This window comes from Xenorhabdus indica, assembly GCF_014467235.1.
GTDB lineage: Bacteria > Pseudomonadota > Gammaproteobacteria > Enterobacterales > Enterobacteriaceae > Xenorhabdus > Xenorhabdus indica.
Map to the genome: position 1 here is coordinate 36,352 of NZ_NKHP01000023.1, position 26,952 is coordinate 63,303.

The following is a 26,952-nucleotide window of genomic DNA, read 5'->3' on the forward strand; positions in this document are numbered from 1 at the left end:
ATGGCCTGCCGTGGCAGGCGTTAATCAAAAATTCTGCTTTAACAAACCGTTCTTACGCGCCATTCTTACAGGTTATTCCTGCAAACCCACCTTACCAACGTTGCTTGAGCAGGTTCGGCTGAATGCCCGCAATCAGACTGGTATTTCCGTAATCTTTGGTGACAATCCCCGCTTCAAATTCTTCGCGGAAGTATTTGATCGCACTCTGCAAAGGTTCTACAGCACCAGGGGCATGAGCACAGAAAGTTTTACCAGGGCCGAGAAAACGACAGAGTTGTTCTAAAGTTTCGATATCACCAGGCTGCCCTTTCCTCTCTTCAATGGCGCGGAGAATTTTCACACTCCAGGGCAGACCATCACGGCATGGTGTACACCAGCCACAGGATTCACGGGCGAAGAACTCTTCAAGGTTACGGGTCAGGGAAACCATATTAATTTCATGGTCAACTGCCATTGCAAGAGCCGTTCCCAAACGACTGCCCGCTTTGGCGATATTTTCGAAATCCATCGGTAAGTCAAGGTGATCTGCCGTCAGGAAATCGGTTCCCGCCCCACCTGGCTGCCAGGCCTTGAATTTCAGCCCATCACGCATACCACCAGCATAATCTTCAAGAATTTCACGAGCTGTAGTACCAAAAGGCAGTTCCCAAAGACCCGGATTTTTGACCCGGCCAGAGAACCCCATCAGTTTGGTGCCGGCATCTTTACTTTTGCCTTCACTTAAACCGATGTACCACTCTTTACCATATTCGAGGATGGCCGGAACGTTGCACAGCGTTTCAACGTTATTGACACAAGTTGGTTTTCCCCAGACACCCGCGGTTGCCGGGAATGGAGGTTTAGAACGAGGGTTCGCACGACGCCCTTCAAGGGAGTTAATCAGTGCAGTTTCTTCACCGCAGATATAACGTCCCGCGCCGGTATGAACAAACAACTCAAAATCAAAACCACTGCCCAGAATATTTTTGCCAAGCAACCCCACCGCTTTTGCTTCTTCAATGGCTTTACGCAGGTGAATCGCAGATTCAACATATTCACCACGCAGGAAGATATAGCCACGGTATGCTTTCAGAGCAAAAGCACTGATCAGCATTCCTTCCACCAGCAAGTGCGGTAGTTGCTCCATCAACAAGCGGTCTTTATACGTGCCCGGTTCCATTTCGTCAGCATTACACAACAGGTAGCGGATATTCATGCTTTCATCTTTTGGCATCAGGCTCCACTTCAACCCTGTGGAGAAACCTGCACCACCGCGTCCCTTCAAACCAGCATCTTTTACTAATGTGGTAACTTCATCAGGAGCCATGCCTTTCAGTGCTCTTTCGGCTCCCTTGTAACCATTCTTGTTACGATATTCATCCAGCCAGACAGGTTGTTGGTCATCACGCAACCGCCATGTCAGGGGATGAGTTTCCGCCGTGCGGATAATTTCTTTCACACCTGAATGCGTTGTCATTGATACTGCTCCAGCAATTTTTCAATTTCTTCGGGTTTCACGTAACTGTGAGTATCATCATCAATCATCATGGTTGGCCCTTTATCACAATTACCCAGACAGCAGGTTGGCAATAATGTGAAACGCCCATCTGTGGTGGTTTGACCCGGACGAATGTTCAGGTGTTTTTCTATTGCTGCCTGAACCCCCTGATAGCCTGTGATGTGACAAACAACACTGTCACAATAACGAATAATGTGACGTCCTACTGGCTGACGGTAAATCTGGCTGTAAAATGTCGCCACACCTTCCACATCACTGGCAGGAATACCTAAAACCTCAGCAATGGCTGAGATCGCACCATCCGGCACCCAACCACGCTGTTTTTGCACAATTTTCAGTGCCTCAATTGACGCTGCACGCGGATCTTCGTAGTGGTGTTTTTCCTGCTCAATGGCATCACGTTCTCCGGCACTCAGTACAAACTCATTCGGTGTCTGAGCGTCCGTTACGTTAACCACATCAAGGCGTGCTTGCTTGTTTGCGTTAAATTCACTTTGCATCGTTAGCGATCCACATCAGACATAACAAAATCGATACTACCCAGATAAACGATCAGATCAGAAACCAGACTACCGCGGATCACCGATGGGATCTGCTGTAGATGAGCAAAACTCGGTGTGCGGATACGGGTGCGGTAACTCATGGTGCTACCATCACTGGTCAGGTAATAACTGTTGATCCCTTTAGTCGCTTCGATCATCTGGAATGATTCATTGGCAGGCATGACGGGCCCCCATGACACCTGAAGGAAGTGGTTAATCATGGTTTCGATATGTTGCAGGGTACGCTCTCTGGGAGGGGGGGTGGTCAGTGGGTGATCAGCCTTGAACGGCCCTTCCGGCATATGTTTGAGGCACTGTTCAAGGATGCGCATACTCTGACGGATTTCTTCCACTTTCAGCATCACACGGTCATAACAGTCACCGTTATAGCCAGTCGGTACTTCAAAATCAAAGTTTTCATAACCGGAATAAGGGCGCCATTTACGGACATCGAAACCAATGCCGGTTGCGCGCAAACCAGCGCCTGTTACGCCCCAATCCAGTGCCTGTTTAGCATTGTAAGCCGCCACCCCGACAGAGCGTCCTTTCAGGACACTATTTTTCAATGCTGCTTTGACATAGGAATTCAAACGCTTCGGTAGCCAGTCCAGCAACTCACGCAGAAGTTTATCCCAGCCTCGCGGCAGGTCATGGGCAACACCACCGATACGAAACCAAGCTGGATGCATACGAAAACCGGTAATGGCTTCAACAACATCGTAAACTTTCTGTCGGTCAGTAAAGGCGAAGAACACGGGCGTCATTGCCCCAACGTCCTGAATAAAGGTACTGATGTAGAGTAAGTGGCTATTGATGCGAAACAGTTCAGACAACATGACGCGGATAGCTTTCACGCGTTCAGGCACCTCAATACCAGCCAGTTTCTCAACAGCAAGTACATAAGGCATTTCGTTGACACATCCCCCCAGATATTCGATCCGGTCGGTATAAGGGATATAACTGTGCCATGACTGACGTTCCCCCATTTTTTCCGCACCGCGGTGGTGATAACCAATATCGGGAACACAATCAACAATCTCTTCACCATCAAGCTGAAGAATAATGCGGAATGCACCGTGAGCCGAGGGGTGATTTGGCCCAAGATTAAGGAACATAAAGTCCTCATTTTCAGTGCCGCGTTTCATCCCCCACTCTTCTGGTTTGAAAGTCAGCGCTTCCATTTCCAGATCTTCTTTCTGCTTAGTCAACATGAAAGGATCAAATTCTGTGGCACGCGCAGAATATTCCTTACGCAGCGGATGACCTTCCCAAGTTGGTGGCATCAGGATACGACGTAAATTCGGATGACCATTAAATGTAATGCCAAACATTTCCCACGTTTCACGTTCATACCAATTGGCATTCGAAAAAATTGATGTGATGGTCGGGATATTCAGATCTTTTTCATTGAGCGCAACTTTCAGCATGATGTCACGGTTACGCTCAATGGAAATCAAGTGATAAAACACCGAAAAGTCCGCCGCTGGCAGACCTTGTCGGTGAGAACGCTGACGTTCATCAATACCATGCAAGTCAAACAGCATGACATAAGGTTTGGGTAACTTCTTCAGGTACGTCATTACTTCCAGCAATTGCTCCCGCTTTACCCAGACAACCGGTAGACCGGTTCGGGTAGGCTGGACGGTAAACGCATCAGGGCCAAATTGGCGATTAAGCTCGCTTACGACCGGATCATCCGTGTGATCCCTTGTTTCCCAAGCAGGCCGTACGCTTTCTTGCGCTATCTGATCTGTCATCATTCTTCACCACAACGCTTGATCAGGGTTTAATGTGATCGCAACACATTTTTGAGTTACGACATTGCTCTGGTTATTCTTAATGGCTAAAAGCCTTAAATTTCATCTGGGGTACGCAGGTTTGTCACTGCAATACGTTCACCACGCTTCCGTTCTCTTTCTGATTGCATATTTGCGCGGTAAACCCCTTGATCACCAACAACCCATGACAGTGGACGACGTTCTTTGCCAATAGATTCCTGCAATAACAGCAGTGCCTGCATATAAGCTTCAGGGCGGGGTGGACAGCCCGGAATGTAGACATCAACAGGAATAAACTTATCAACTCCCTGAACAACAGAGTAAATATCATACATACCACCTGAGTTTGCACAGGCTCCCATCGAAATGACCCACTTCGGTTCCAGCATTTGGTCATATAAACGCTGGATAACAGGAGCCATCTTGACGAAACAAGTGCCTGAGATCACCATGAAATCAGCCTGACGGGGAGATGCTCGCAGTACTTCTGCACCGAAACGAGCTACGTCATGAACGGCGGTAAAAGACGTCACCATTTCTACATAACAACAGGAAAGGCCAAAGTTATAAGGCCATAAGGAATTCTTCCTTCCCCAATTCACCATGTCATGCAGAGCATGTTCTAATTTACCCATATAGACACTACGGTGGACGTGCTGCTCAAGGGGATCGCTGACAAGCTCCTGTTTTTGCAGGGGATAACGGTCATTCTCACCGTTCGGATCTATGCGGGTGAGCGTATAATCCATCTTTATGCCTCGCTATTACTGCATGTGACTGTTGTTGGTATTAACATTAGCGGTATGAACATCAACGCTGGGTTTACTGACCTGACGCCTTGAACGTGCGGGTGTCCAATTCAATGCCCCGATACGTGCCAGATAAACCAAGCCTGCCAATAACACCAAAATGAAAATGCTTGCTTCGGCAAAGCCTAACCAGCCACTCTCTTTGATAGAGACTGACCATGCATATAAGTAAAGGGCTTCAACGTCGAAGATGACAAAGAACATGGCAACCAGATAAAACTTTGCCGACAGACGGAGACGGGCACTGCCGACAGAATCGATACCCGATTCATAAGGTATATGTTTTGCTCTGGCTTTCGCTCTGCCCCCAAGAAAGTACGCACCCAGTAACATGAGTGCACACAAACCAAGAGCACCTATCAGGAAAATCGCAAACGCCCAGTGGTGGGCCAAAACTCCAGTAGATGTAGACATACTCGTTGCTTACTCATCAAAAGTGGTGTCAAGGGTCTGCTCTTTTTACTTACTGGCAGTATTGCACCACATCGATTCATGGGAAGGGATAACAACCAAATCTGAAACAGTGCTAATCAATTTTTTTGATGGCATGGATCGTCTTGGTTTTTATTCCTCTCAACACTTTTATCTGTCATAACAAAAGTGCCTGCTTATTTATTTACAAAGCACAAACCTTTGATTAACAGATTGTGCTTGCATATCGCTAAAACGTGTCAGTAGAACAAAAAAATATCAACACATTATAACTAGTTTAACCGATAACTCGACTTTACTACACTATTATCTCAGGAAAAACCTGTCTTTCCACTGTATCGGTTGGGATATTTTTATGATCAAGTGCACAGTTTCATTGAAAAACATTAAACAACGGAACGCATTTTATTCAACTCTTAATAAATTGTTTCAAAAAGAAACGATTGAAGTTCAATAACACAACTATTTCTAAAAATAGATTTATCTTATCAATTTAAAAAACGAAAGTTGTTAACAAAACAACATTGTTTTAACTAAAATTCGAAAGGGATAAGAAAATTAATAGAGGATATTTCTGATGGTAAATATCAGAAATGGGAATGAAAACGTGAAAGGATTATTAATAGCAATTTAGAAACAGGCTAATATTTCCACAAATAAAATGGAAATATTAGCCTATAAAACACACGTAATATTACTCGTTTATATTTTCGACCGAAGACTCTTCAGTAGATTCAACAGACTCATCTATATCGTCTGTTTCATTGGATTCAACTGATGTCACGGTATAAGGTGTTTTCTTATTTTGTATAGCATCAAAAACAGTCAGGACAGATTCATTTTGTTCGTTACTGTTGCGATATAAAAAGAATTGTATTTCAGGTAAACGTGGTAGCCCTTCACTTTCTCCCAAAATTCTTAAATCTGCGTTCTGCATTTCCAAAGGACGAGCAGTAATGCCAACCTCTGCATTGACGGCAGAACGAACAGCAGATAAAGAAGCGGCTTCATAAGCAATACGCCATGGAATACCACTCATATCTAGTGTTTCAAGCGCAATCTGACGGAATGTGTTGGTTTCGTCCATTACGACTAAAGGGACAGGCTCATTCATCTGTAACTGGAAATCTGGTGCACAATGCCACAGTACAGGCGAAGAACGTAATACAGTACTAGGATGATGATTAATTTTTGCTGTGGTTAATGCTAAATCAATTTCATGGTTATCCAGCATACTCTCAATAAACTGACTACGTTTAATACGCACATCAACAGCTATACGCGGATAGACAGAAGCAATACGGTTCAACAGGAAAGGCAGGAGAGTATCAACTGTGTCATCAGACGCTCCTATCCTGAGCTCACCGTCTGCATCATTGTATGTTAATGATGCGGTAGCATCGTCATTAGCACGCAGGATTTGGCGCGCATAACCAAGAAGTTGAAGCCCGTGCTCGGTAAGAAGCTTATTACGACCGTGGCGAGCAAATAATTCTCTCCCCACAAGGTGCTCCAAACGTTGCATTTGCTGACTGACAGCCGACTGCGTTCTACAAACTGCTGCTGCTGCTGCTGCAAAAGTATTTAAGTCAGCAACGGCAACGAAAGTTCTTAGCAGATCGAGATCGAGGTTTATTATCTGACGATTTGCATTTATCATTGTTTATTCATCACTTTTTTTTGATTTTAATTACTAACTAACCTGGTGTTTTTACTTCAGCAGTATCAAATAAAATAATACCGATTCTGACATTACTCTACTCTATTAAAGAGGGCAAAGGTTTACTGCATTTTTTTACTATTTATATCTTCATGGGTTTTATTTTCTCCTTTCTTAACAAAATTTATGCAATCTCTAAATTAATACACAAACAAAAACCTATTTACCTCACATAACCATCAATTTCCAGTACAAATAGTCTTTTTCTGACTTGCCTCAAAGAATAACATAACTTCAATTCGGAAAACTTAACCAAACCAAGCAATATTAGTATTTTTAATGAATTAATATTTTTATCGAAAAGTCATGAAAATGTTACGGGTAAAAATTCAAAAACATTGCCAAAGTATCTATGATAAAACCCTTAATTAATTTTATGTCGGCAAAGATAAATTATAAGAATACATTATACAAATTATCTTACTTTTATTGACAATTCAGATTGCATTTCTGTTTTTAGGTTAAAAAATCAGTACCAGATACTCTCTCATCTCTGTCAGCCAACTAAAAACAGTCCATTATTTAGAATTAAAATCTGATATAAAAAAAACAATTGAAACTATAATCCAATTAAACTGATGTTTTTAGATAGCAGACTTATACATTAGACGTTAAAACAACCATTTTCACCAAAGATATCAGAGGCTCTTCAAAAGATTGACAGAGAGGAGTACATTGAACATCACATTTTGTAGGCCGGATAAGATCCACTTTTTGCCCAGAGAAAGGTTAAGGCACCGTATGTTTTCCATTAATAAATCCAGCAAATTAGATAATGTCTGCTATGACATCCGAGGTAATACACTCAAAGAAGCCAAACGGCTTGAAGAGGAAGGGAATAAGGTACTGAAATTAAACATTGGTAATCCGGCACCATTTGGTTTCGAAGCACCTGATGAAATTTTAGTTGATGTTATCCGCAACCTGCCAACAGCTCAGGGCTATTCTGACTCAAAAGGTTTGTACTCTGCGCGTAAGGCAATTATGCAACACTATCAAGCCCGAAATATGCTGGATATTACCGTTGAAGATATCTTTATTGGTAACGGTGTTTCTGAACTTATTGTTCAGTCTATGCAGGCCTTGCTCAATACCGGCGATGAAATGCTGGTTCCGGCCCCTGATTATCCACTCTGGACAGCCGCCGTTTCTCTTTCCAGCGGCAAATCTGTCCACTATTTATGTGATGAACAACAAGGCTGGTTCCCTGATTTAGATGATATCCGCCGTAAAATCACACCGCGTACCCGCGGTATTGTCATTATTAACCCGAACAACCCGACAGGAGCGGTATACAGTAAAGAAATCCTGCTGGAAATTGTGGAAATTGCCCGCCAGCATAATCTGATTATTTTCGCTGACGAAATTTACGACAAGATCCTATACGACGATGCTCAACATCATTCCATCGCCGCACTGGCACCAGATCTTTTTACCGTCACCTTTAATGGCTTGTCAAAAACCTATCGTGTTGCGGGATTCCGTCAGGGTTGGATGGTGCTGAATGGCCCGAAAAAACAGGCAAAAGGCTACATTGAAGGGTTGGAAATGTTGGCATCTATGCGCCTTTGCGCCAACGTCCCGATGCAACATGCAATTCAAACTGCATTAGGTGGCTATCAAAGCATCAGTGAGTTCATTTTTCCGGGAGGACGTCTCTATGAACAGCGCAATCATGCCTGGGAACTGATTAACCAAATCCCCGGAATTTCCTGCGTGAAACCCATGGGGGCTTTATATATGTTCCCTAAGATTGATACCAAACGTTTCAATATTTATGATGACCAGAAAATGGTCTTGGATCTTTTATTACAAGAAAAAGTGTTACTGGTTCAGGGAACTGCATTTAACTGGCCAGAACCAGACCATTTCCGCATTGTTACCCTGCCACATATCGCAGATCTGCAAATGGCTATTGAGAAATTTGCCCGTTTTATTGGTAAATATCACCAATAAACATTAAAAAATGACTAAACCCAATGGATTTCAAGATGCAGCTAACAAAGCTGCAACTTGAAGCATGAAACGTATGACGCTGTCTTTTTCAACCGCAAATGGTTTACTTCCGTCCAGCCAACACCCACAATCATAATCATGTTGTTCCATAGCAAGAGAAAATTATGAGTCATTTTTTCGCCCAATTATCTCGCCTGAAATTGATTAATCGTTGGCCTCTTATGCGAAACGTACGTACGGAAAACGTTTCAGAACACAGTTTACAGGTTGCATTTGTTGCACATGCACTAGCGATAATAAAAAACCGTAAATTTGGTGGTAATATTAACGCTGAACGGATCGCAATATTAGCAATGTATCATGATGCCAGTGAGGTTATTACTGGTGATTTACCAACGCCAATAAAATACTACAATCCTCAAATTGCCCATGAATATAAAAAAATAGAAAAGATCGCCCAACATAAATTATTAGATATGTTACCGATTGAATTACAAAATGATTTTCGCCCGATTTTAGACGATCAATATCATATTGAAGAAGAAACTAATATTATTAAACAAGCTGATGCGTTATGTGCTTATTTAAAATGTTTGGAAGAATTATCGGCTGGAAATTCTGAATTCAATCAAGCAAAAATCAGGTTAGAGAAAACATTAGAAAAACGTCATAGTCAGGAAATGGATTATTTCATAACCGTATTTGTTCCAAGTTTCAACCTTTCTCTTGATGAAATTAGCCTGTAAAAACGACCGGGCAGCTTCACGTTTTCGCGAAGCTGCCAGATACGACATCAGAACGGAAAAAGAACGGGAATAATTGTCACACTGATCCCCAGTACAATGAATGTAAAAGGCACCCCCAGTTTCAAGAAATCAGCAAATCGATATCCTCCCGGCCCTAATATCAATGTATTGACGGGAGAAGAAACCGGAGTCATGAACGCCGCTGAAGCCGCTACCCCAATTATCATCGCAAAAGGCAGAGGAGAGACCGACATCTCTTTCGCGGCAGCAATGGCAATAGGTGCCATCAGCACAGCTGTTGCGGTATTGGAAATAAATAATCCAATAATGGCACAAAGCACAAACAGGCATATCAGCATAGCTCGTGGCCCCATATTACCCGCGATATCCATTAATCCACTGACAATTAAATCAATCCCACCGGTTTTTTGTAATGCCAATGCAAATGGCATCATACCAACAATCAGAATGAGACTTGGCCAATGGATGGCACGATAAGCACTTTCCATGTCAATGCAACGAAATTTTCCCATTAACAGACAGGCAATCAAGGCGGCAATAAAATTGGGAATTTCATTGGTCAACATCATTGCCACCATTAAAACAAGACAAAACAGCGCATGAGGTGCCTGAGATGCTGCCGGTGCAGCGCTTTCCACTTCAACGGGCAAATTCAGCACGATAAAATCAGGCGCTTTGGTTTTCAGTTCCCGCACTAACTTCCAGTCACCGATGACCAGCAACGTATCACCAAGCAGCAGCGGTTCATCAACCAACTTACCGACCAATGCCTTACTACTGCGTCGGATCCCTACTACGTTCAGCCCGTAGCGCGTACGGAATTTCATGCTGCGCAACGATTGTCCCAACAAATCCGATTCAGGGATCACAGATATTTCTGCCATGCCGACATCGCGGGATTGATCAGAGAAATATTCCCCGCGCAATATCATAGGTTCTAACAGTTGTTCGCTACAAAATTGCCGCAAATCCACATCACTATCAGACATATCCACCAGCAGAACATCCTGTTGCCGTAATTCCGTTTCGCCGGTTGCAGCGACCATGACCCGACGGAATTTCCGCCAACGCTCAATGCCGATAACATTAGCCCCATAGCGCGCACGTAATCCCAATTCATCCAGTGAATGACCAATCAATGGTGAATGTTGCCGGATAGCAAGACGACGGGCACGCCCGGATAATTTATAGTCATGGATGAGATCACGAAATGAACGATGGTAACGCTCATCCGTTTTATGGGGAGTTTTGCTTCCTAGCCAACGGCGGACAATCAGCATATAAACGATCCCCGCCAACAAAACTAAAATACCGATAGGTGTAATAGAGAAAAAACCAAAGCTGTGTAACCCTTCGCGTACTAACTCACTATTCACCACCATATTGGGAGGCGTCGCAACCAGTGTCATCATGCCACTGATCAGGCCAGCGAACCCTAATGGCATCATTAACCGCCCCGGTGAAGTCTGCATTCTGGCCGCGACACTTAAAACGACCGGAATGAAAATAGCAACAACACCTGTGGAGCTCATAAAAGCCCCTAGTCCCGCAACTGACAACATCAATAAAGCCAGCATTCTGGTTTCGCTATTACCTGCAACCCGAACTAGCCAATCTCCCATCTGATAAGCAACACCCGTCCTTACCAGCCCTTCGCCGATAACAAACAGCGCTGCAATCAACAAGACATTGGGATCGCTGAAACCAATTGTAGCTTCATTTAAGGAGAGCGTACCACTCAGGACAAAAGCAATAATCACCAGTAAAGCCACGACATCCATTCTGACTTTATTGGTCGTGAAAAGAACGATGGCTATCAATAACAGGGTCAATACCCACAACAGTTCGCTATTCAATACGGCCTCTATCAGAAAAGCCGACCTGCCAACAGTCAGGCCGGGTATTATCAACAAAAACCTATTACCATAGGGTATGAATAGAGTCAGTAAACCAGTTTTGTCAGAAAAAAACCTCGGTGTGGATCAACAAACTTCCTGATTCATCGCATAAATCGTTACATAACCCCCAGATTTAACAATTTCGATATCTTCCAGATTCGTGATAGTCATATGAATCTCATCTCTGCGTGGAATATCCGATGAGTCATGAACGACAACAACCTGACAGCCTGCATCCAACCCGGCATGAACCCCCGCCGCTGCATCTTCAAAAACCACACACTCTTCCGGCAACAACCCCAATTTGTGCGCCCCCAACAAATAAGGTTCGGGATTTGGTTTGCCGATCTTGACGGATTCAGCCGTTACCCAATGAGCCGGTTCTGGTAACTCCGCCACTTTATGGCGGGCAGACGCAAGAGGAACAGTCCCTGATGTCACAATTGCCCACGGAATATCCAGCGCATTCAGTTTATCAATCAAAGCAATGGCACCGGGTAAAGCGGCAATACCTTCCGTATCTTCCGTTTCGAGTTTTTCAATCCACCTGAACGTACTGTCAATCTCTTCTTCCGTAGCATCAGGCATAAAATGGCGTAATGATAATATCGCCGGAGTACCATGAACATAGTTCAGGACTTCATCACGGTCGATACCCATCTTATCAGCGAACTTAATCCACGCTCGCTCAACCGCAGGCAATGAATCAATCAGCGTGCCATCCAAATCAAATAAAAAACCTCTACATTTCAGTACCAAAACCCAACTCCTTCAAATGCAGTCATCTGTTAATCATCTGGTATATTTCAACAATATTCAGGTGATATACGCATTAAACTTCAAGTTGCAATTTACAACACTATATATGAAACCTGATTTCTCCTCGCTTCGCGGGGAGAAATCACACGCATCTTGAAGTTAGATTGGTATAGTAAGCAAAAGCAAAAAACCTGAATGAAAATCTACATAGGCAAGATAGCGAAAAAATCCTGAATGGGGAATTTATTAGACAACTGATTCAAAAACCGTCAGGCCAGAATGGACTCTGACGGTTTAAATATCATCAAGGAAAAAGTTATCCAACTGTTTGAACGCCCGTTTCAGCAATTCAGCCAGTGATAAGTAAGTCGGCGTGCTTTCTACTGGCATCATTGCGATCCCGGCTTCAGCAAATTTCTCACGAATTTCGTAAAACCATTTCAGCAAACTTTCAGGCAAAGGCGTTGCTGCCCGTTTTCCTAGCCACCATAACCCCTGTAATGGCAGGCTACAGGCAAATAGTGCTGTCGCAACAGATGGCCCTAACTGCCCACCCAATGCGATTTGCCAGGTTAAGGTAAAGATCGCCAATGGCGGCATAAAGCGAATGCCAAAGCGAGTCGCTTTAATCACGCGGTTTTCCGGAAACACAGGAGCAAGCTGTTTTTCCAGTGGCCATATTTTTAGATATTGTTGCCCTAATTGGACTCTTTTAAACCAACCCTGGTTGACAGGTGGTGTCATATTCATCATGACCTCAATCAATTAAAAGCATAGTATTTAAAAAATATCTACAAAAGATAAAATCTTTTTTGTAGTATTAAGTATATTTTGTCTTTATTGCTGGCAAACGGTATCCTACACAGACTTTTGTGTTGGTGCAGTAACAAAACAGAAAGACCGCCTGTTTTCGCAACATTTTGGTTCGTTTGTTAATAAATTGCTTCATTTTTTTAACACTTTTCTTCTTTAAGATTAGATCACAACAAGATAATAGGTAATTCCATGTCAAGTAAGCTGGTACTGGTTCTTAATTGCGGTAGCTCCTCTCTGAAATTCGCTATCATCGATCCTGCCAATGGTGAAGAATATCTCTCTGGTTTGGCTGAATGTTTCGGTCTGCCTGAAGCGCGTATTAAATGGAAAATAGATGGAGCGAAAAACGAAGCTGCTTTAGGTGCCGGCGCAGCACACAGTGAAGCTCTGAACTTCATTGTTAATACGATTTTATCTGAAAAGCCAGAACTTTCTGAGCAAATTTCAGCCATCGGTCACCGTATCGTTCACGGTGGTGAAAAATTCACTTCTTCTGTGATTATCACTGATGAAGTTATCAAAGGCATCGAAGCGGCGATCCCATTCGCACCACTGCACAACCCTGCACACCTGATCGGTATCGCAGAAGCGAAAAATGCCTTCCCTCATCTGGTTGAGAAAAACATTGCTGTATTTGATACCGCATTCCACCAGTCTATGCCTGAAGAAGCATATCTGTATGCACTGCCATATAATCTGTACAAAGAGCATGGCATCCGCCGTTACGGTGCACACGGTACTAGCCATTTCTATGTTTCCCGTGAAGCAGCTAAAATGCTGAACAAGCCTGTTGAAGAACTGAATGTTATCACCTGCCACTTGGGTAATGGTGGCTCTGTTTCTGCTATTGTCAATGGTAAGTGTGTTGATACTTCTATGGGTCTGACTCCACTGGAAGGTCTGGTTATGGGGACTCGCAGCGGTGACATCGACCCAGCTATCGTATTCCACCTGCATGACGCAATGGGCATGAGTGTTGACCAGATCAATACCCTGTTGACCAAAGAATCCGGTTTCCTGGGTCTGACTGAAGTCACTAGCGACTGCCGTTATGTAGAAGATAACTACGAAACTAAAGCAGATGCAAAACGTGCAATGGATGTTTACTGCCACCGTCTGGCGAAATATATTGGTGCTTACGGTGCATTGATGGAAGGTCGTCTGGATGCAGTCATCTTCACTGGCGGCATCGGTGAAAACTCTGCTCTGGTTCGTGAGTTGACGCTGAAAAAAGTGGCTCTGCTAGGTTTTGAATACGATCACGAGCGTAACCTTGCTGCTCGTTTCGGTAAAGATGGCGTGATCACAACTGATAACAGCCGTCCTGCTCTGGTGATCCCAACCAATGAAGAATTGGTGATCGCTCAGGACTCAGCGCGCCTGACTGCATAAGCAAATGACTTCTTATAACCGCCAGCATTGCTGGTGGTTGTTTATCGCATTTACATCATGTTGATTGACTAACGAGCAACCGTTAAAGAGGTTTCCGTGTCCCGTACAATTATGTTGATCCCGACTGGCACCAGCATTGGTTTAACCAGTGTCAGCCTGGGGGTAATCCGCTCCATGGAGCAAAAAGGCGTTCGCCTGAGTGTCTTTAAACCTATCGCGCAACAACGCAGTAGCGGTTCCCAAGACAGAACCACGACAATTATTCGTTCTCACTCCAGCATTCACGCTGCTGAGCCCTTGGAAATGGCTTATGTGGAATCTCTTCTGACCACCAATAAAAAAGATGTGCTGATGGAAGAGATCGTGGCTCGTTACCACGCTAACACTAAAGACGCAGAAGTGGTTCTGATCGAAGGTTTGGTTCCGACTCGTAAACATCCATTTGCGCAGTCTCTGAACTATGAAATTGCCAAAACACTGAATGCTGAAATTGTCTTCGTTACTGCTCTGGGTACTCATTCCCCGGAACAATTAAAAGAACAGATTGAACTAAGCCGCGCAGAATACGGTGGAAGCAAGAACAAGAACATTATCGGTGTCATTGTCAACAAGCTGAATGCCCCGGTTGATGAGCAAGGCCGTACTCGTCCTGACCTGTCCGAAATCTTCGACGAAGCAACAAAAGCCACTGTTACTCATGTTGATCCGAAAACTGCATTCAAAAACAGCCCACTCCCAATTCTCGGCTGCATTCCCTGGAATTTCGATCTGATCGCCACCCGTGCGATTGACATGGCAAAACACCTGAAAGCAGACATTATCAACGAAGGGGCTATCCAGACCCGCCGTATTAAATCTGTGACTTTCTGTGCCCGCAGTATTCCTAACATGCTGGAATACTTCCGTCCTGGCTCTCTGCTGGTAACTTCAGCAGACCGTCCTGATGTTCTGATCACTGCTTGTCTGGCCGCCATGAACGGTGTTGAAGTTGGTGCGGTTTTGCTGACTGGTGGTTATAAGATTGATGACTCCATCCGCGAACTGTGTGAACGTGCCTTCAGCACTGGTCTGCCTGTATTCACCGTGAACACCAATACCTGGCAGACTTCCCTGAACCTGCAAAGTTTCAGTCTGGAAGTTCCTGCGGATGACCATGAGCGTATTGAAAAACTGCAAAACTACGTTGCACAGCACATCAGCAACGAGTGGATTGATTCCCTGGCAGCCGCTTCTGAACGTCCGAATCGCCTGTCCCCACCCGCATTCCGTTACCAGTTGACCGAACTGGCACGTCAGGCTGGCAAACGTATCGTTCTGCCGGAAGGCGATGAGCCACGTACGGTTAAAGCGGCGTCTATCTGTGCTGAGCGTGGTATCGCTGAATGTATTCTGCTCGGTGATCCAGAAGAAATCCGCCGTGTGGCAGCCGCTCAGGGTATTGAACTGGGTGCTGGCGTTGAAATCGTTAATCCGGCTTCTGTGCGTGAACGTTATGTTCCACGTCTGGTTGAACTGCGTAAAAACAAAGGCATGACCGAAGTTGTTGCCCGTGAACAACTGGAAGACAACGTTGTTCTGGGCACAATGATGCTGGAACAAAGCGAAGTTGATGGTCTGGTTTCCGGTGCTGTTCACACAACGGCAAACACTATCCGGCCACCATTACAGTTAATTAAAACTGCACCAAACAGCTCTCTGGTCTCTTCTGTATTCTTTATGTTGCTGCCAGAACAAGTACTGGTTTACGGTGACTGTGCAATCAACCCGGATCCAACCGCAGAGCAACTGTCTGAAATCGCGATTCAGTCCGCAGATTCTGCCAAAGCATTTGGTATCGAGCCTCGCGTTGCCATGATCTCCTACTCCACCGGCAATTCTGGTGCTGGCAGCGATGTAGAGAAAGTTCGTGAAGCAACTCGCCTGGCACAGGAAAAACGCCCGGATCTGATCATTGACGGTCCATTGCAGTACGATGCGGCTATCATGGCAGACGTCGCAAAATCCAAAGCACCAAACTCTCCGGTTGCTGGTCAGGCTACCGTGTTCATCTTCCCGGATCTGAACACCGGTAACACCACTTATAAGGCGGTACAGCGCTCTGCAGATCTGGTTTCTATCGGGCCAATGCTGCAAGGTATGCGTAAACCTGTTAACGACCTGTCCCGTGGCGCACTGGTTGATGACATCGTTTATACCGTTGCACTGACTGCTATTCAGGCAACTCAACAAGAAAACGCCTAATTTTTAGGTGTCTTGTCTTGTACGGTCCCGGCTTAAAGATGGGGGACCGTACAAACTATACGTCTGGAAAAATAATATAGCAGAAGTCATCTCTAAGCGGCCTGATCGGGCTACCTGGGAATACTTTTCCAGCAAAACATGACTAAATTATTCTGAAATTTATTGTTAGTATCAGTTTGAATTCCTATATAGTGCCCTTGAAAGTATATTCCCCATCCATCAAAAACCATAGATTACTTTTATTAGGTTCAAGTATCATCTCGTTTTTTCCACAATAATCAAAACCCATACGTAAATAAGCTTGCTCTGAACCACTAAAAGGTGAAAGACTCACTTTTCCATTTCTTCCATATTCTTTTGATTTATTGACAGCCTTTTCCATCAATAAAACACCACAATCACGACAACCGGGATGAGTTAACAAATTTTTAACTCTAGGAGATTCTTCTTTCCAAGAAAATATCAATATACCTATAGGTGCACCGTCAATATAAGCCACAAAACAACAAATATTTTCTTGCTCAGAGGATTCAAAAAGCAGCTCCTGTAAAAAAGACTGTGAAGATCGAATCATACACAGTGTAGCATGGCATCTTTCATTCCAATCTTTTTGGAAGTCCATGATTTTCTTACCTTTATTAGGTTCATATAACCATTCTTTTTTAATATTTCTTTCTATATTTCTAGCAACCATTATTCCCTCTGAAAAAGATACTTCCTTTATCACAAGAAATCACCTGGCATTAAAAGACTCTAAATTAAATTTCATAATACACACCCACACAATAATACTAATTAAAATTTAATTTTTGTGATTAACAATATAAAATTACTATAAACAGATTCTCAAATAGTTTAATAACATAGAATAATTAATTTTAATTAATAGGTTAATATTTTTTATTTCCAAATCTGTGTAATTCATTAAACACAGATTCAATAGTAAAGCACAATCTCACGAATTTCTATATTCACAATCATTATTTTTAAACAAGGGATATAATCAATTTCAATTAAAATAAATGGCAACCTCAGCTAATCAATAAACTCCACTGATTTTATACTACTTATGTTTTTTCCGCATACGCCATAAAATTTCCAATATCAGAAACCAGATAGGTGTGCCATACAATGCAATACGTGTATCATAATCAAAGATCATAATCACTACTGTGAAAGCAAAAAATATCAGGGTACACCATGTCATCGGAATACCCATTGGCATTTTATAGGCAGAAACCTGGTGTAAATCAGGCCGTTTCTTACGGTATGCCAGATAAGCAAGCAATATCATGCACCAACTATAAACAACCATGATGGCTGCCACCGTTGAAACAATAGTAAATAACTTCATAACATTGGGAATGATAAACAGCAGAAGTACACCACTTGCCATACAAACAACAGAGAATATCAGACCGAAAATCGGGATTGCATTACCCACCGAAAGCAGACCAAATTTACCATGCGCCAGCTTTTCCGTGGACAAGCCATACAACATGCGGGTACAGGCGTACAATCCACTGTTTGCTGAGGACATCGCTGAAGTCAGTGCCACAAAATTAATGATTGCGGCTGCGGCTGGTAATCCGGCTAATGCAAACAACGTAACAAATGGGCTGACTTCCGGAGAAATATTCGGCCATGAAGTGACTGCAATAATACACATCATGGAAAATACATAAAAGATAATGATACGGATAGGAATACTATTAATGGATTTTGGTAAAATTTTTTCCGGCTCTTTCGTTTCAGCCGCAACAGTCCCCACCAGCTCAATGCCGGTAAAAGAGAAAATAGCAATTTGAAAACCTGCCAGAAACCCGATTATACCATTGGGCAAGAAGACTGCTGGCTCAGTCAGGTGACGAACAGATGCTGTGACTCCATTAGGTGAAGTCCAGCCAACAACAACCATCCCTACCCCAACAATAATCAGTGCAATGATTGCCACTACTTTGATCATGGCAAACCAGAATTCAGCCTCTCCGAACAATCGCACCGTAAAAAAGTTGCATAAACACATCAACCCCAAAATAAACAACGCGGTAAGCCAAAGGGAAATATCAGGAAACCAGTACTGAATATAGCCACCACATACCACAACATCGGCAATGCAGCTCACTACCCAGCTCATCCAATATGTCCATCCGAGAAAATAACTGGCTTTTTCCCCTAAATAATCAGCAACAAAATCGGCGAACGTACGGTAATCCAGCTTAGTGAGCAAGAGTTCTCCCATTGCTCGCATAACCATGAAAGCAAAAAAACCGATCAACAGGTAAGTCAGAATAATGGAAGTGCCTGATACAGCTATAGTTTTCCCTGTCCCCATGAATAGTCCAGTCCCGATAGCGCCACCAATGGCTATTAACTGGACATGACGTTTTCCTAATCCACGGTGAAGTTTCTGTGCGCCTATGGGCTGTTCTACAGGTGTTTTTACCATATTCGTCATCAATAACCTCCACGGTTTCTGTTTATGATAAATTTACATCAATTGATTACATTATTTGCTCCAATAACAGACCCGCTCTCAGACCAATGGCAACATTGGCATTAGGGAACAAAATAAAGTTTGCCGGGGAAATAATTTCCCAAGATTGATTTTCCTGGCTGGCAATTTCAAAACCATCCGGCAGGGCAGTGAAGTTTTTTGTATCTTCTGAAATATGAAGCCGGAAGCTATTGTCTTGTTTGATAATTGAATCGATAACGCGATAACGTTTGATTGTTGGTTTTTCCCGTTTAACAGAGAATGAACCTGCTACCAGATTATATAATGCCGTCGTGATATTTTTGAAATGAGTCAGATCATTCTGTCCAAAGGGATACACCTTGCCAATTTCCATCGTACAACTGTCCATGTTGAAATATTGGCTGGTAAATTGACTGAAAGTACTGCCTTCACTTTTATGGAAAACCAGTGCATCAATATCGCATCCTTCCAGCCACTGTAATAAATCAGCCGCATACTCACGCTGTTGGAAAGGCAATAAAGCAAATTGTTCATGAAAGGAACCACGTATGGCAGTATGCAAATCAAGATGCCAGCGTCGTGTTGATGTCATAACTACAGGCTCCTGAAAGAATCGCTGTATCACAGATTCCAATTCTGCCGCCCGCTCTGATTCAATCCCGGCAGGGAAATCCTGATACCGTCTACCAAACATGCGATTGAGATCATTGTGGATATAGCGCTTATTGTCACGCATGGCGGGCACATTACCGAAAATCAGCAATAAGTTATGCTGTAATGGTAAAGTTCCCTGCACCAGTTGTGATAATAATTGGAGCAGAATTTCCACAGGAGCCGTTTCATTACCATGTATTCCTGCGGAAATAATCAATGTATCGTTTTTTCTCTCTTGTGGAATTAGCTGTAATACCCCTTCCGCCAACCATGCTGCTGTTAATGAGGACGGAAAGCTGAGCGTGTTCTCAAGATTTTTTCCAAGTGGCTTCTTTTCAAGCAATAACGAAAGTAAATCCATCTGTCCTCCGATTAACGCTGAAATTCATAGACAGAACCGATATTGAGGATCTGAGTTAATTCATCCAGAGCAAAATAGACTTCTGTTAACAATTGAGGATCAGCCAGATCACCGGCATACAAAACATCACGATAATGGCGTTCAACCCAATCCGTTAAACGCAGGTACAAATCTGGGGTCATCAGTACAGCCGGATTGACTGCTGCTAATTCTTCCTCTTTCATGGCAACCCGAAGCCGCAGACAAGCCGGACCACCACCGTTACGCATACTTTCGCGCAAATCAAAGAAATGGAGTTTACTGATGGGTGAATTCCCTGACACAACCAGAGACTGCAAATACGCTGAGACATTGGCATTTTGCCGGCACTCTTCCGGCAAAATCAACATCATATTGCCATCAGGCTGGCTCAAAAGTTGACTGTTGAAAAGATAAGATCTTACCGCATCCTGAATGGTCACTTGCGATGCCGGTACTTCAATTGTGATCAACGTTTGCCCCAAATGTGCCAGTTTTTTCTCAAGTTCAGCAAATACTGACTGCTGGTTTAAAAATGCCTGCTCATGGCAGAAAAAAACATTCCGGTTACTGACTGCAATCACATCGTTATGGAAGACTCCGCTGTCAATAGCAATGGGATTCTGCTGAGCAAAGACCGTTTGTGCCTCTTCAAGCTGATGTAATCGTGCGATGGCCTGACTTGCTTCCAATGTCTGCCGCGCAGGATAATGTTCTGGTGTTATCCCGTTCTGAAAGGCACTACGCCCATAAACAAATAACTGCACTCCCGCTTCATCATACTCACCACAAAAACGATTGTGATTTGCTGCACCTTCATCGCCCCAGTCAGCATGTTGGGGTAACGGATCATGATGGACAAAATAGTTCTGATCAGAAAAGACCGCCTTTAATGCCAGGGATGTTGTGGCACTCTCCAGTGAGCGATGCAGCTTGTTATTCAAATTTGCTACCGTAAAGTGAACTCGCCGATCTGCACTATCAGCAGAAGGTGAAACGGTTGCGGCATTAGCTGCCCACATGGCAGAAGCTGAACTGAGATTGGATAATAATAACGGTGAATAACGTGCAGCTTTATTTAATACCTGCTCATCATTGCCTGTAAACCCAAGTTGCCGCAGGACGGGTAGATTAGGACGTTGTTGCGGAGGCAAAACCCCCTGTACCAATCCCATATCAGACAATGCTTTCATTTTTAGTAACCCCTGAAGTGCCGCTCTGCGAGGGTTAGACTCTTGTCCACGATGATTCATTGAGGCTTCATTACCCATCGACAACCCGGCATAATGATGTGTCATGCCCACCAAACCATCAAAGTTTGCTTCAATTCCCGACATAATGACCTCGTCTCTTCCTGCTGTTCATTGAAAATAATGTTAATCAGAAAAATTAAGAGCGGAAAAAATCAAGCCCCGGCACAGGGGTATCAGGCAGAACTAATTTATCTGTCGCCAGAGATGCCATCGGCCAGGCACAATAATCTGCGGCATAGTAAGCACTGGGACGATGATTACCTGATGCGCCAATCCCGCCAAAAGGTGCCTGGCTGGAAGCGCCGGTCAATGGTTTATTCCAGTTCACGATTCCGGCTCTTGCTTCCTGAGACAAACGCTGAAAAAGACGCTCATCAGGGGATATCAATCCCGCTGCCAGACCAAACCGAGTGTTATTAGCAATGGAAATAGCTTCCTCAAAACCGTCATAGCGTTGCAACGTCAACAGAGGACCGAAATATTCTTCATCTGGAACCTGACTGACCCCCGTCAAATCGACAATACCAGGGGTCATAAATGTAGAGTGAGGATCGGGCTGTGTTAAAGTAAGCAGCGCATTGCCACCTAATGCTACTAATCGCGATTGAGCATCCAATAAACTTTCTGCCGCAGTCAAAGAGATAACGCCCCCCATGAAAGGTTGAGGATCGGCATCCCAACGGGATGGAACTATCTGACGCGTTGCTTCGACCAACCGCAAGATCAGTGCATCTCCCCTCTCTCCACGTCTTACCAGCAATCTGCGGGCACAAGTACAACGTTGCCCGGCGGAGATATATGCGGATTGAATGATGGTATACACCGCTGCATCCAGATCCGCATAATCATCCACGATCAAGGCATTGTTGCCCCCCATCTCCAACGCCAGCATTTTTTCCGGTTGCCCGGCCAATAAACGATGGAAATGAAAACCGGTTGTTGCACTGCCCGTAAACAATACACCGTCAATCTCGCGGTTATCCAGTAAGGCACCACCAGTATCTTTGCCTCCCTGAACAAGATTTAATACTCCCGCAGGCAAACCCGCCCGGATCCATAAGGCCATGATTTTTTCTGCTGTTATTGGGGCCAGCTCACTTGGTTTAAATACTAATGTGTTACCAGCGATTAATGCAGGAACGATATGACCATTAGGTAAATGCCCTGGGAAATTGTAAGGGCCGAAAACTGCCATTACACCATGAGGACGATGCTGTAATATGGCTTTGCCATCCGGCATAGTAGTTTCAGAATAACCTGTTCGTTGCTGCCATGCTTCAATGGAGATAGCAACTTTACCCATCATGGATTGAACTTCCGTCCGGGTTTCCCACAACGGTTTGCTGGTTTCTTCACTGATCACACGGGCAATTGTTTCTTTTTCCTGTGCTAATAAAGCAGCAAACGTCTGAACAATAGCAATACGCTTTTCAACTGCCAGTTTTGCCCATAGCGGAAACGCTCTGCGGGCTGCCTGGCAGGCTTCATCCACTTGATTAACAGAAGCACTATGTGCTTGCCATAAAACGGTCTGATCAAAGGGCGAATATTTGACGAGCAGCACACCTTGCCCTGCAACCCAATTACCATCAATGTAATTTGCCTGATAATTCATTGTGAAGTTTCCTCTGAAAAAAGAGCAACACAGCGTACTGATTCCCCTTCTGCCACCTGAAGTGCATCCATTTCTGCGGAAGTCAGCCTCAGTTCATTATTATTTAGTACGTTATTATTTAACGAGTTATTATTTGATGAATTAATGCCAGCAGGATCAGGAATATTCAGTAGCAACGCTTTAAAATCCTGAAAATGCAGGTTAGAGACAATATATAGTCTGCCGCTGCACTGTCTGGAAACATTTTCGCATCTTTGTACAGATACAAGCTGACTTGCTTTTACTGCTCGTACCTCATCAATATCAGCCTGTAAAATGGCACCGGCGTCAAAAATATCGACCAAATCGTGATAGGTAAAACCTTCTTTTTCTAAAATGATACGGGCTGGTACAGTATTCTCATGGACTTGACCGATAGCCCGTTGAGCCGCTTCAGGCAACAGAGGGACATAAATCGGATGGAACGGCATTAATTCAGCAATAAATGTTTTCGCACCAATGCCGGTTAAATAGTCTGCCTGTGCAAAAGGGACATTGAAAAAGTGTTGCCCAAGAGCATTCCAGAATGGCGATTCTCCCTGTTTATTTACCACTCCGCGCATTTCCGCAAAAATAGATTTCGGAAAAAGATGACGAAAGGCCGAAATAAATAAGAACCGACTTCTGGAAAGGAAAACACCATTGCGTCCTCCATGATAAGTAGGATCAAGGAACAAAGTACACAATTCACTGCACCCGGTATAATCCTGACCAACAATCAGCGTTTCAAAGGCGTTGTAAACACCTAATTCGCGGGATGAGCGCACCGATTTCTGTACCCGGTAATTATAGAAAGGCTCCTCTAACCCAACCGCAACTTCCAGCGCACTCACCCCAATAACACGATGCTTTTCCGTGTCTTCCAGAGTAAACAAGAATCCCTGCTGTGAGCGTCCGCGGGCATCATTAAATGAATCAATACTGCGTGAAATCCGGGATGCCAAGTATTCCTGATTGTTTGGCAACGATGTTAAACCAACTCCAGCACAAGATGAGAGATTGAGGATATCCCCCAAATCTTTATGTTGAACGGATCTGAATAGCATCATGGTATCACCTCAAAACTACTTTTATTCCTGAACAAATCGCTTGAGGGCGCTCTCAAGCCGGGCAAAGCCTTCGTTGATATCCTGTTGTTCAATATTTAATGCCGGCGCAAAACGCAGCACATCCGGCCCGGCAATCAAAGTAATTAACCCTTCTTCCGCCGCGATATTGTTCAGAACCTTAGCCTTGCCCTGATATTTTTTCTCCAGCTCTGCCCCTAGCAGTAACCCCTTGCCACGGATTTCACTGAACAGCAAGTAACGTTGGTTCAAAGTGGATATCTGCCGGATAAATTCATGGTGGCGCGCCTGCACACCTGCCAGGAATTCCCGCTGATTGACTATACTCAATACCTTATGAGCAACTGCGGCTGCCAACGGGTTACCACCGAATGTTGTACCGTGTGTACCGGGTTGGAAAACCTCGGCAATATGCTGTTTAACCAGCATAGCCCCGATAGGGAAACCCCCTCCTAGCCCTTTCGCACTGGTTAATATATCTGGTTCAACACCTGCTTCTTCGTAGGCATACAGATAGCCCGTGCGGCCAATTCCTGTCTGTATTTCGTCAAAAATCAGCAGAGCCTGATGTTGATCACACAATTCCCTTAAAGCCTTCAGGAATGCCTGATCAGCAGGAATAATTCCCCCTTCACCAATAATGGGTTCAACAATAACCGCACAGGTTTTTTCAGAAATATGTGCTTTGATCGTTTCAATATCGTTATAAGGGAGATGGGTAATTTGTTGCGGAAGCGGGGCAAAATCTTGTGAGTATTTGGGTTGTCCCCCAACTGTCACTGTAAATAATGTTCTGCCGTGGAAAGAGTTTTCAAATGAGATAATTTCGTTTTTATGGCTGCCATATCTATCTAAAGCATATTTTCTGGCAATTTTCAGTGCTGCCTCATTCGCTTCAGCACCAGAATTACAGAAAAAAACCTTATCAGCAAAGGTAGTTTCAACCAGCTCTTTTGCCAGTTTTAGGACAGGTTCATTTGTATAACCATTACCGATATGCCAGAGATTTTCCATTTGGGCGCTTAACGTTTCTTTTAATTCATTATTGGCATGTCCCAATACGTTAACAGCAATACCTCCAGCAAAATCAATGTATCCTTTTCCATCCTGATCCCACACTCTGGAACCTTCAGCTCTGACCGGAATAAAGGGTGCCGGTGAGAAACAAGGAACCATATACTGATCAAACCAACTTCTCTGAATCGTTTTCGACATTTGTTTTACCTCGAAAAAATGAACAAGAAAGGCGATTATGAATTCCTATTTAATAGAATATTTCTTCAAATTAATAGATAAAATCTTATTCTCTATTAATTATTCTATTGATTTCCAATTAAATTCATTCATTCGATAAATATTTCATTTAATTTTCAAATTAATCTTCCAATGCCTTTCATTACCCCTTTTGGTTAACAATTGATCGAATCATTACCTTGATTTTTAACAAAGTCAACACAATAAAATCACAATAAATTTACTTTATGATGTTTTTCACAATTTATAAAAATGATTTTTTCTTCAATTTATGCAATGTTTATGCATAAAAACTAAATAAAAAGAGGTATGAAATTAAGCACTGACGAAAAATTAGTTTTTTTGCTCGATAATTATTCAATTATTAAGGTGGTATTTTTTGATCAGATGTATCAAAAAATATTTGCAAATACAAATTCTTAATATAATCAAAAAACATTATATTAAAATCATATGGTTAGATAATATTTCTATAGAGGAATGTTAGTGTCATTCAGAGAAACTGGTCTGATACCCCCAGAAGTTGATTACCGTTGCTTCTGGAGGATCATTTAATTGTAGTCACACAGTGTGTTGAAACTTATTCAGTAAATATTGATACACCTTGCTTAACTGAATTTTTATTAATGATTTCATCTTTAATAATGGAAGTAGCTTCAATGATATCCGAGTGAGAGTAATGTTCAATTAATTTAATCATTAAAGGATTAGTAACCCAGGCAGAAATATTATTATCCGGCATTTTGGCTACTAACTGATTTACCAATACCCCAATTTCTCCTTTGTAACTTTGATCAGTTTTTCCTGCTTTAAATAGAATAATTTTTGTATGTGTTAATTTACCACTTAAGTCGCAATTAATAATTTTATTTTCAAAAGGAATGGCTTCCAATACTTTATTTATATAAGTATCCTCAGCCCCCATCTGTTGTAGTTTTTCTGTAACAGCCTTAATGACATATGACATATCCATTTGATTTTTTACTCTTTTTAACTCCTCGGTATTTATTATTGTATCTAATAAAAATAACTCGATATCTTTTGCTCCATTCTGTTCAAGTTGAAATGCAATTTCCATCGCTAATTGTCCTCCTAATGACCATCCTAATATTCTGATAGGTTTATCAATAGAAGTTTCAGTTAAAATCAACTCTAAATAGACTTGAGCTATTTTTTCTAATGAACTAATAGGATATTCCGTCAGCAAATTATAATTATTGATACCTATACAGTGATATACATCAGATAATTCATTAGCCAAAGAAGTATATACCTCACTACCGCAATTCGCTGCATGAACCATAAACAATTTATCTGTTGCTGTTGATTTTGGCGTTAATTGATGAAGCAATTCACATTTAGAATGCCCATCCTCCAACCATCCTGCTAGCAAAGACACAGATCGGTAACTAAACAATATATGCAATGGGATCTCAATCTCCATTTCACGATGAAGAGCGGCTGCCAGTTTAATCGCCAGCAGGGAGTTACCGCCGATACGGAAGAAGTTATCGTCAATCCCCACCCGTGTCAGCCCCAATACCGACTGCCAGATCAGGCACAACCGGGTTTCCAGTGCCGTGCGCGGGGCCACATACTGTTCA

21 protein-coding genes are annotated in these 26,952 nt (G+C 43.2%); 4 read left to right on the forward strand and 17 right to left on the reverse strand.

The genetic code is table 11. The features are described 5' to 3' along the window. Window positions 1-91: 91 nt before the first annotated feature. From nuoF to hexA, 6 genes are all read right to left on the reverse strand, one after another. Window positions 92-1,456 (reverse strand): NADH-quinone oxidoreductase subunit NuoF, encoded by a 1,365-nt coding sequence (gene nuoF, locus Xind_RS15665; RefSeq protein ID WP_047682323.1) that lies wholly within the window; start codon window positions 1,454-1,456, stop codon window positions 92-94. Further along, window positions 1,453-1,998 carry an NADH-quinone oxidoreductase subunit NuoE gene (nuoE, locus tag Xind_RS15670; protein WP_047682321.1) on the reverse strand — a complete coding sequence of 182 codons (546 nt, stop codon included), beginning with the start codon at window positions 1,996-1,998 and terminating at the stop codon, window positions 1,453-1,455. The genes nuoF and nuoE overlap by 4 nt, the downstream gene beginning before the upstream one ends. Before the next feature lie 2 nt (window positions 1,999-2,000). After that, window positions 2,001-3,800, reverse strand: coding sequence for an NADH-quinone oxidoreductase subunit C/D (nuoC, locus tag Xind_RS15675; protein ID WP_187650440.1), 1,800 nt, complete (start codon window positions 3,798-3,800; stop codon window positions 2,001-2,003). A 92-nt stretch (window positions 3,801-3,892) separates the two neighbouring features. After that, complete coding sequence (locus Xind_RS15680; RefSeq protein WP_047682317.1) at window positions 3,893-4,567, reverse strand: NuoB/complex I 20 kDa subunit family protein; 675 nt, start codon at window positions 4,565-4,567, stop codon at window positions 3,893-3,895. A gap of 15 nt (window positions 4,568-4,582) precedes the next feature. Beyond that, entirely contained in the window at window positions 4,583-5,041 is a 459-nt protein-coding gene (locus tag Xind_RS15685; protein WP_047682314.1) for an NADH-quinone oxidoreductase subunit A, read from the reverse strand. A gap of 712 nt (window positions 5,042-5,753) precedes the next feature. Continuing rightward, the gene (gene hexA / locus Xind_RS15690; RefSeq protein WP_047682312.1) at window positions 5,754-6,719 is read right to left on the reverse strand and encodes a transcriptional regulator HexA; all 966 of its coding nucleotides are present in this window, start codon (window positions 6,717-6,719) and stop codon (window positions 5,754-5,756) included. 801 nt (window positions 6,720-7,520) lie between these two features. On the opposite strand from hexA, the gene Xind_RS15695 reads away from it, so the two are divergent. Together Xind_RS15695 and yfbR are read left to right on the forward strand one after the other, a co-directional pair. Continuing rightward, window positions 7,521-8,735: a pyridoxal phosphate-dependent aminotransferase gene (locus Xind_RS15695; protein WP_047682310.1), complete on the forward strand. Its 1,215-nt coding sequence runs from the start codon at window positions 7,521-7,523 to the stop codon at window positions 8,733-8,735. 164 nt (window positions 8,736-8,899) lie between these two features. Beyond that, on the forward strand, window positions 8,900-9,481 hold the full coding sequence (gene yfbR / locus Xind_RS15700) for a 5'-deoxynucleotidase (RefSeq protein ID WP_047682306.1): 582 nt from the start codon (window positions 8,900-8,902) through the stop codon (window positions 9,479-9,481). 47 nt (window positions 9,482-9,528) lie between these two features. On the opposite strand, the gene Xind_RS15705 is transcribed toward yfbR, so the two are convergent. From Xind_RS15705 to yfbV, 3 genes are all read right to left on the reverse strand, one after another. Then, on the reverse strand, window positions 9,529-11,358 hold the full coding sequence (locus Xind_RS15705; RefSeq protein WP_187650444.1) for an SLC13 family permease: 1,830 nt from the start codon (window positions 11,356-11,358) through the stop codon (window positions 9,529-9,531). Window positions 11,359-11,484: 126 nt separating this feature from the next. Further along, window positions 11,485-12,159: a sugar phosphatase gene (locus Xind_RS15710; protein ID WP_276511096.1), complete on the reverse strand. Its 675-nt coding sequence runs from the start codon at window positions 12,157-12,159 to the stop codon at window positions 11,485-11,487. Between the two features lie 294 nt (window positions 12,160-12,453). After that, a complete protein-coding gene (gene yfbV / locus Xind_RS15715; protein WP_047682302.1) occupies window positions 12,454-12,909 on the reverse strand; it encodes a terminus macrodomain insulation protein YfbV in 456 nt (151 codons plus the stop codon). Window positions 12,910-13,164: 255 nt separating this feature from the next. On the opposite strand from yfbV, the gene ackA reads away from it, so the two are divergent. Both ackA and pta read left to right on the forward strand, forming a co-directional pair. Then, the gene (gene ackA, locus Xind_RS15720) at window positions 13,165-14,367 is read left to right on the forward strand and encodes an acetate kinase (protein WP_047682301.1); all 1,203 of its coding nucleotides are present in this window, start codon (window positions 13,165-13,167) and stop codon (window positions 14,365-14,367) included. Between the two features lie 96 nt (window positions 14,368-14,463). Continuing rightward, window positions 14,464-16,608 carry a phosphate acetyltransferase gene (pta, locus tag Xind_RS15725; RefSeq protein ID WP_047682299.1) on the forward strand — a complete coding sequence of 715 codons (2,145 nt, stop codon included), beginning with the start codon at window positions 14,464-14,466 and terminating at the stop codon, window positions 16,606-16,608. Between the two features lie 184 nt (window positions 16,609-16,792). Here the strand turns inward: pta and Xind_RS15730 are convergent, their stop codons facing one another. The 8 genes from Xind_RS15730 to Xind_RS15765 form a co-directional block, all read right to left on the reverse strand. Continuing rightward, window positions 16,793-17,335 carry a GNAT family N-acetyltransferase gene (locus tag Xind_RS15730; RefSeq protein ID WP_187650441.1) on the reverse strand — a complete coding sequence of 181 codons (543 nt, stop codon included), beginning with the start codon at window positions 17,333-17,335 and terminating at the stop codon, window positions 16,793-16,795. Window positions 17,336-17,671: 336 nt separating this feature from the next. After that, a complete protein-coding gene (locus Xind_RS15735) occupies window positions 17,672-19,066 on the reverse strand; it encodes an amino acid permease (protein WP_052189565.1) in 1,395 nt (464 codons plus the stop codon). Between the two features lie 46 nt (window positions 19,067-19,112). Next, window positions 19,113-20,102 carry a succinylglutamate desuccinylase gene (astE, locus tag Xind_RS15740; RefSeq protein WP_187650442.1) on the reverse strand — a complete coding sequence of 330 codons (990 nt, stop codon included), beginning with the start codon at window positions 20,100-20,102 and terminating at the stop codon, window positions 19,113-19,115. An 11-nt stretch (window positions 20,103-20,113) separates the two neighbouring features. Then, window positions 20,114-21,457, reverse strand: coding sequence for an N-succinylarginine dihydrolase (astB, locus tag Xind_RS15745; protein WP_047682293.1), 1,344 nt, complete (start codon window positions 21,455-21,457; stop codon window positions 20,114-20,116). A 52-nt stretch (window positions 21,458-21,509) separates the two neighbouring features. After that, complete coding sequence (gene astD / locus Xind_RS15750; RefSeq protein ID WP_187650443.1) at window positions 21,510-22,988, reverse strand: succinylglutamate-semialdehyde dehydrogenase; 1,479 nt, start codon at window positions 22,986-22,988, stop codon at window positions 21,510-21,512. Continuing rightward, window positions 22,985-24,076 (reverse strand): arginine N-succinyltransferase, encoded by a 1,092-nt coding sequence (astA, locus tag Xind_RS15755; RefSeq protein WP_047682289.1) that lies wholly within the window; start codon window positions 24,074-24,076, stop codon window positions 22,985-22,987. Before astA ends, astD begins: the two co-directional genes overlap by 4 nt. Before the next feature lie 21 nt (window positions 24,077-24,097). After that, a complete protein-coding gene (locus Xind_RS15760) occupies window positions 24,098-25,309 on the reverse strand; it encodes an aspartate aminotransferase family protein (protein ID WP_047682287.1) in 1,212 nt (403 codons plus the stop codon). Between the two features lie 619 nt (window positions 25,310-25,928). After that, window positions 25,929-26,952, reverse strand: a 1,024-nt coding sequence (locus tag Xind_RS15765; RefSeq protein ID WP_246432572.1) for a thioesterase domain-containing protein, incomplete at its 5' end; no start/stop codon positions are given.

What these genes read in the sequence shown, in the direction of transcription:
- nuoF (WP_047682323.1), bottom strand. Translation starts at nt 1,456, where the DNA reads ATGACAACGCATTCAGGTGTGAAAGAAATTATCCGCACGGCGGAAACT.
- nuoE (WP_047682321.1), bottom strand. Translation starts at nt 1,998, where the DNA reads ATGCAAAGTGAATTTAACGCAAACAAGCAAGCACGCCTTGATGTGGTT.
- nuoC (WP_187650440.1), bottom strand. Translation starts at nt 3,800, where the DNA reads ATGATGACAGATCAGATAGCGCAAGAAAGCGTACGGCCTGCTTGGGAA.
- Xind_RS15680 (WP_047682317.1), bottom strand. Translation starts at nt 4,567, where the DNA reads ATGGATTATACGCTCACCCGCATAGATCCGAACGGTGAGAATGACCGT.
- Xind_RS15685 (WP_047682314.1), bottom strand. Translation starts at nt 5,041, where the DNA reads ATGTCTACATCTACTGGAGTTTTGGCCCACCACTGGGCGTTTGCGATT.
- hexA (WP_047682312.1), bottom strand. Translation starts at nt 6,719, where the DNA reads ATGATAAATGCAAATCGTCAGATAATAAACCTCGATCTCGATCTGCTA.
- Xind_RS15695 (WP_047682310.1), top strand. Translation starts at nt 7,521, where the DNA reads ATGTTTTCCATTAATAAATCCAGCAAATTAGATAATGTCTGCTATGAC.
- yfbR (WP_047682306.1), top strand. Translation starts at nt 8,900, where the DNA reads ATGAGTCATTTTTTCGCCCAATTATCTCGCCTGAAATTGATTAATCGT.
- yfbV (WP_047682302.1), bottom strand. Translation starts at nt 12,909, where the DNA reads ATGAATATGACACCACCTGTCAACCAGGGTTGGTTTAAAAGAGTCCAA.
- ackA (WP_047682301.1), top strand. Translation starts at nt 13,165, where the DNA reads ATGTCAAGTAAGCTGGTACTGGTTCTTAATTGCGGTAGCTCCTCTCTG.
- Xind_RS15735 (WP_052189565.1), bottom strand. Translation starts at nt 19,066, where the DNA reads ATGACGAATATGGTAAAAACACCTGTAGAACAGCCCATAGGCGCACAG.
- astE (WP_187650442.1), bottom strand. Translation starts at nt 20,102, where the DNA reads ATGGATTTACTTTCGTTATTGCTTGAAAAGAAGCCACTTGGAAAAAAT.
- astB (WP_047682293.1), bottom strand. Translation starts at nt 21,457, where the DNA reads ATGTCGGGAATTGAAGCAAACTTTGATGGTTTGGTGGGCATGACACAT.
- astD (WP_187650443.1), bottom strand. Translation starts at nt 22,988, where the DNA reads ATGAATTATCAGGCAAATTACATTGATGGTAATTGGGTTGCAGGGCAA.
- astA (WP_047682289.1), bottom strand. Translation starts at nt 24,076, where the DNA reads ATGATGCTATTCAGATCCGTTCAACATAAAGATTTGGGGGATATCCTC.
- Xind_RS15760 (WP_047682287.1), bottom strand. Translation starts at nt 25,309, where the DNA reads ATGTCGAAAACGATTCAGAGAAGTTGGTTTGATCAGTATATGGTTCCT.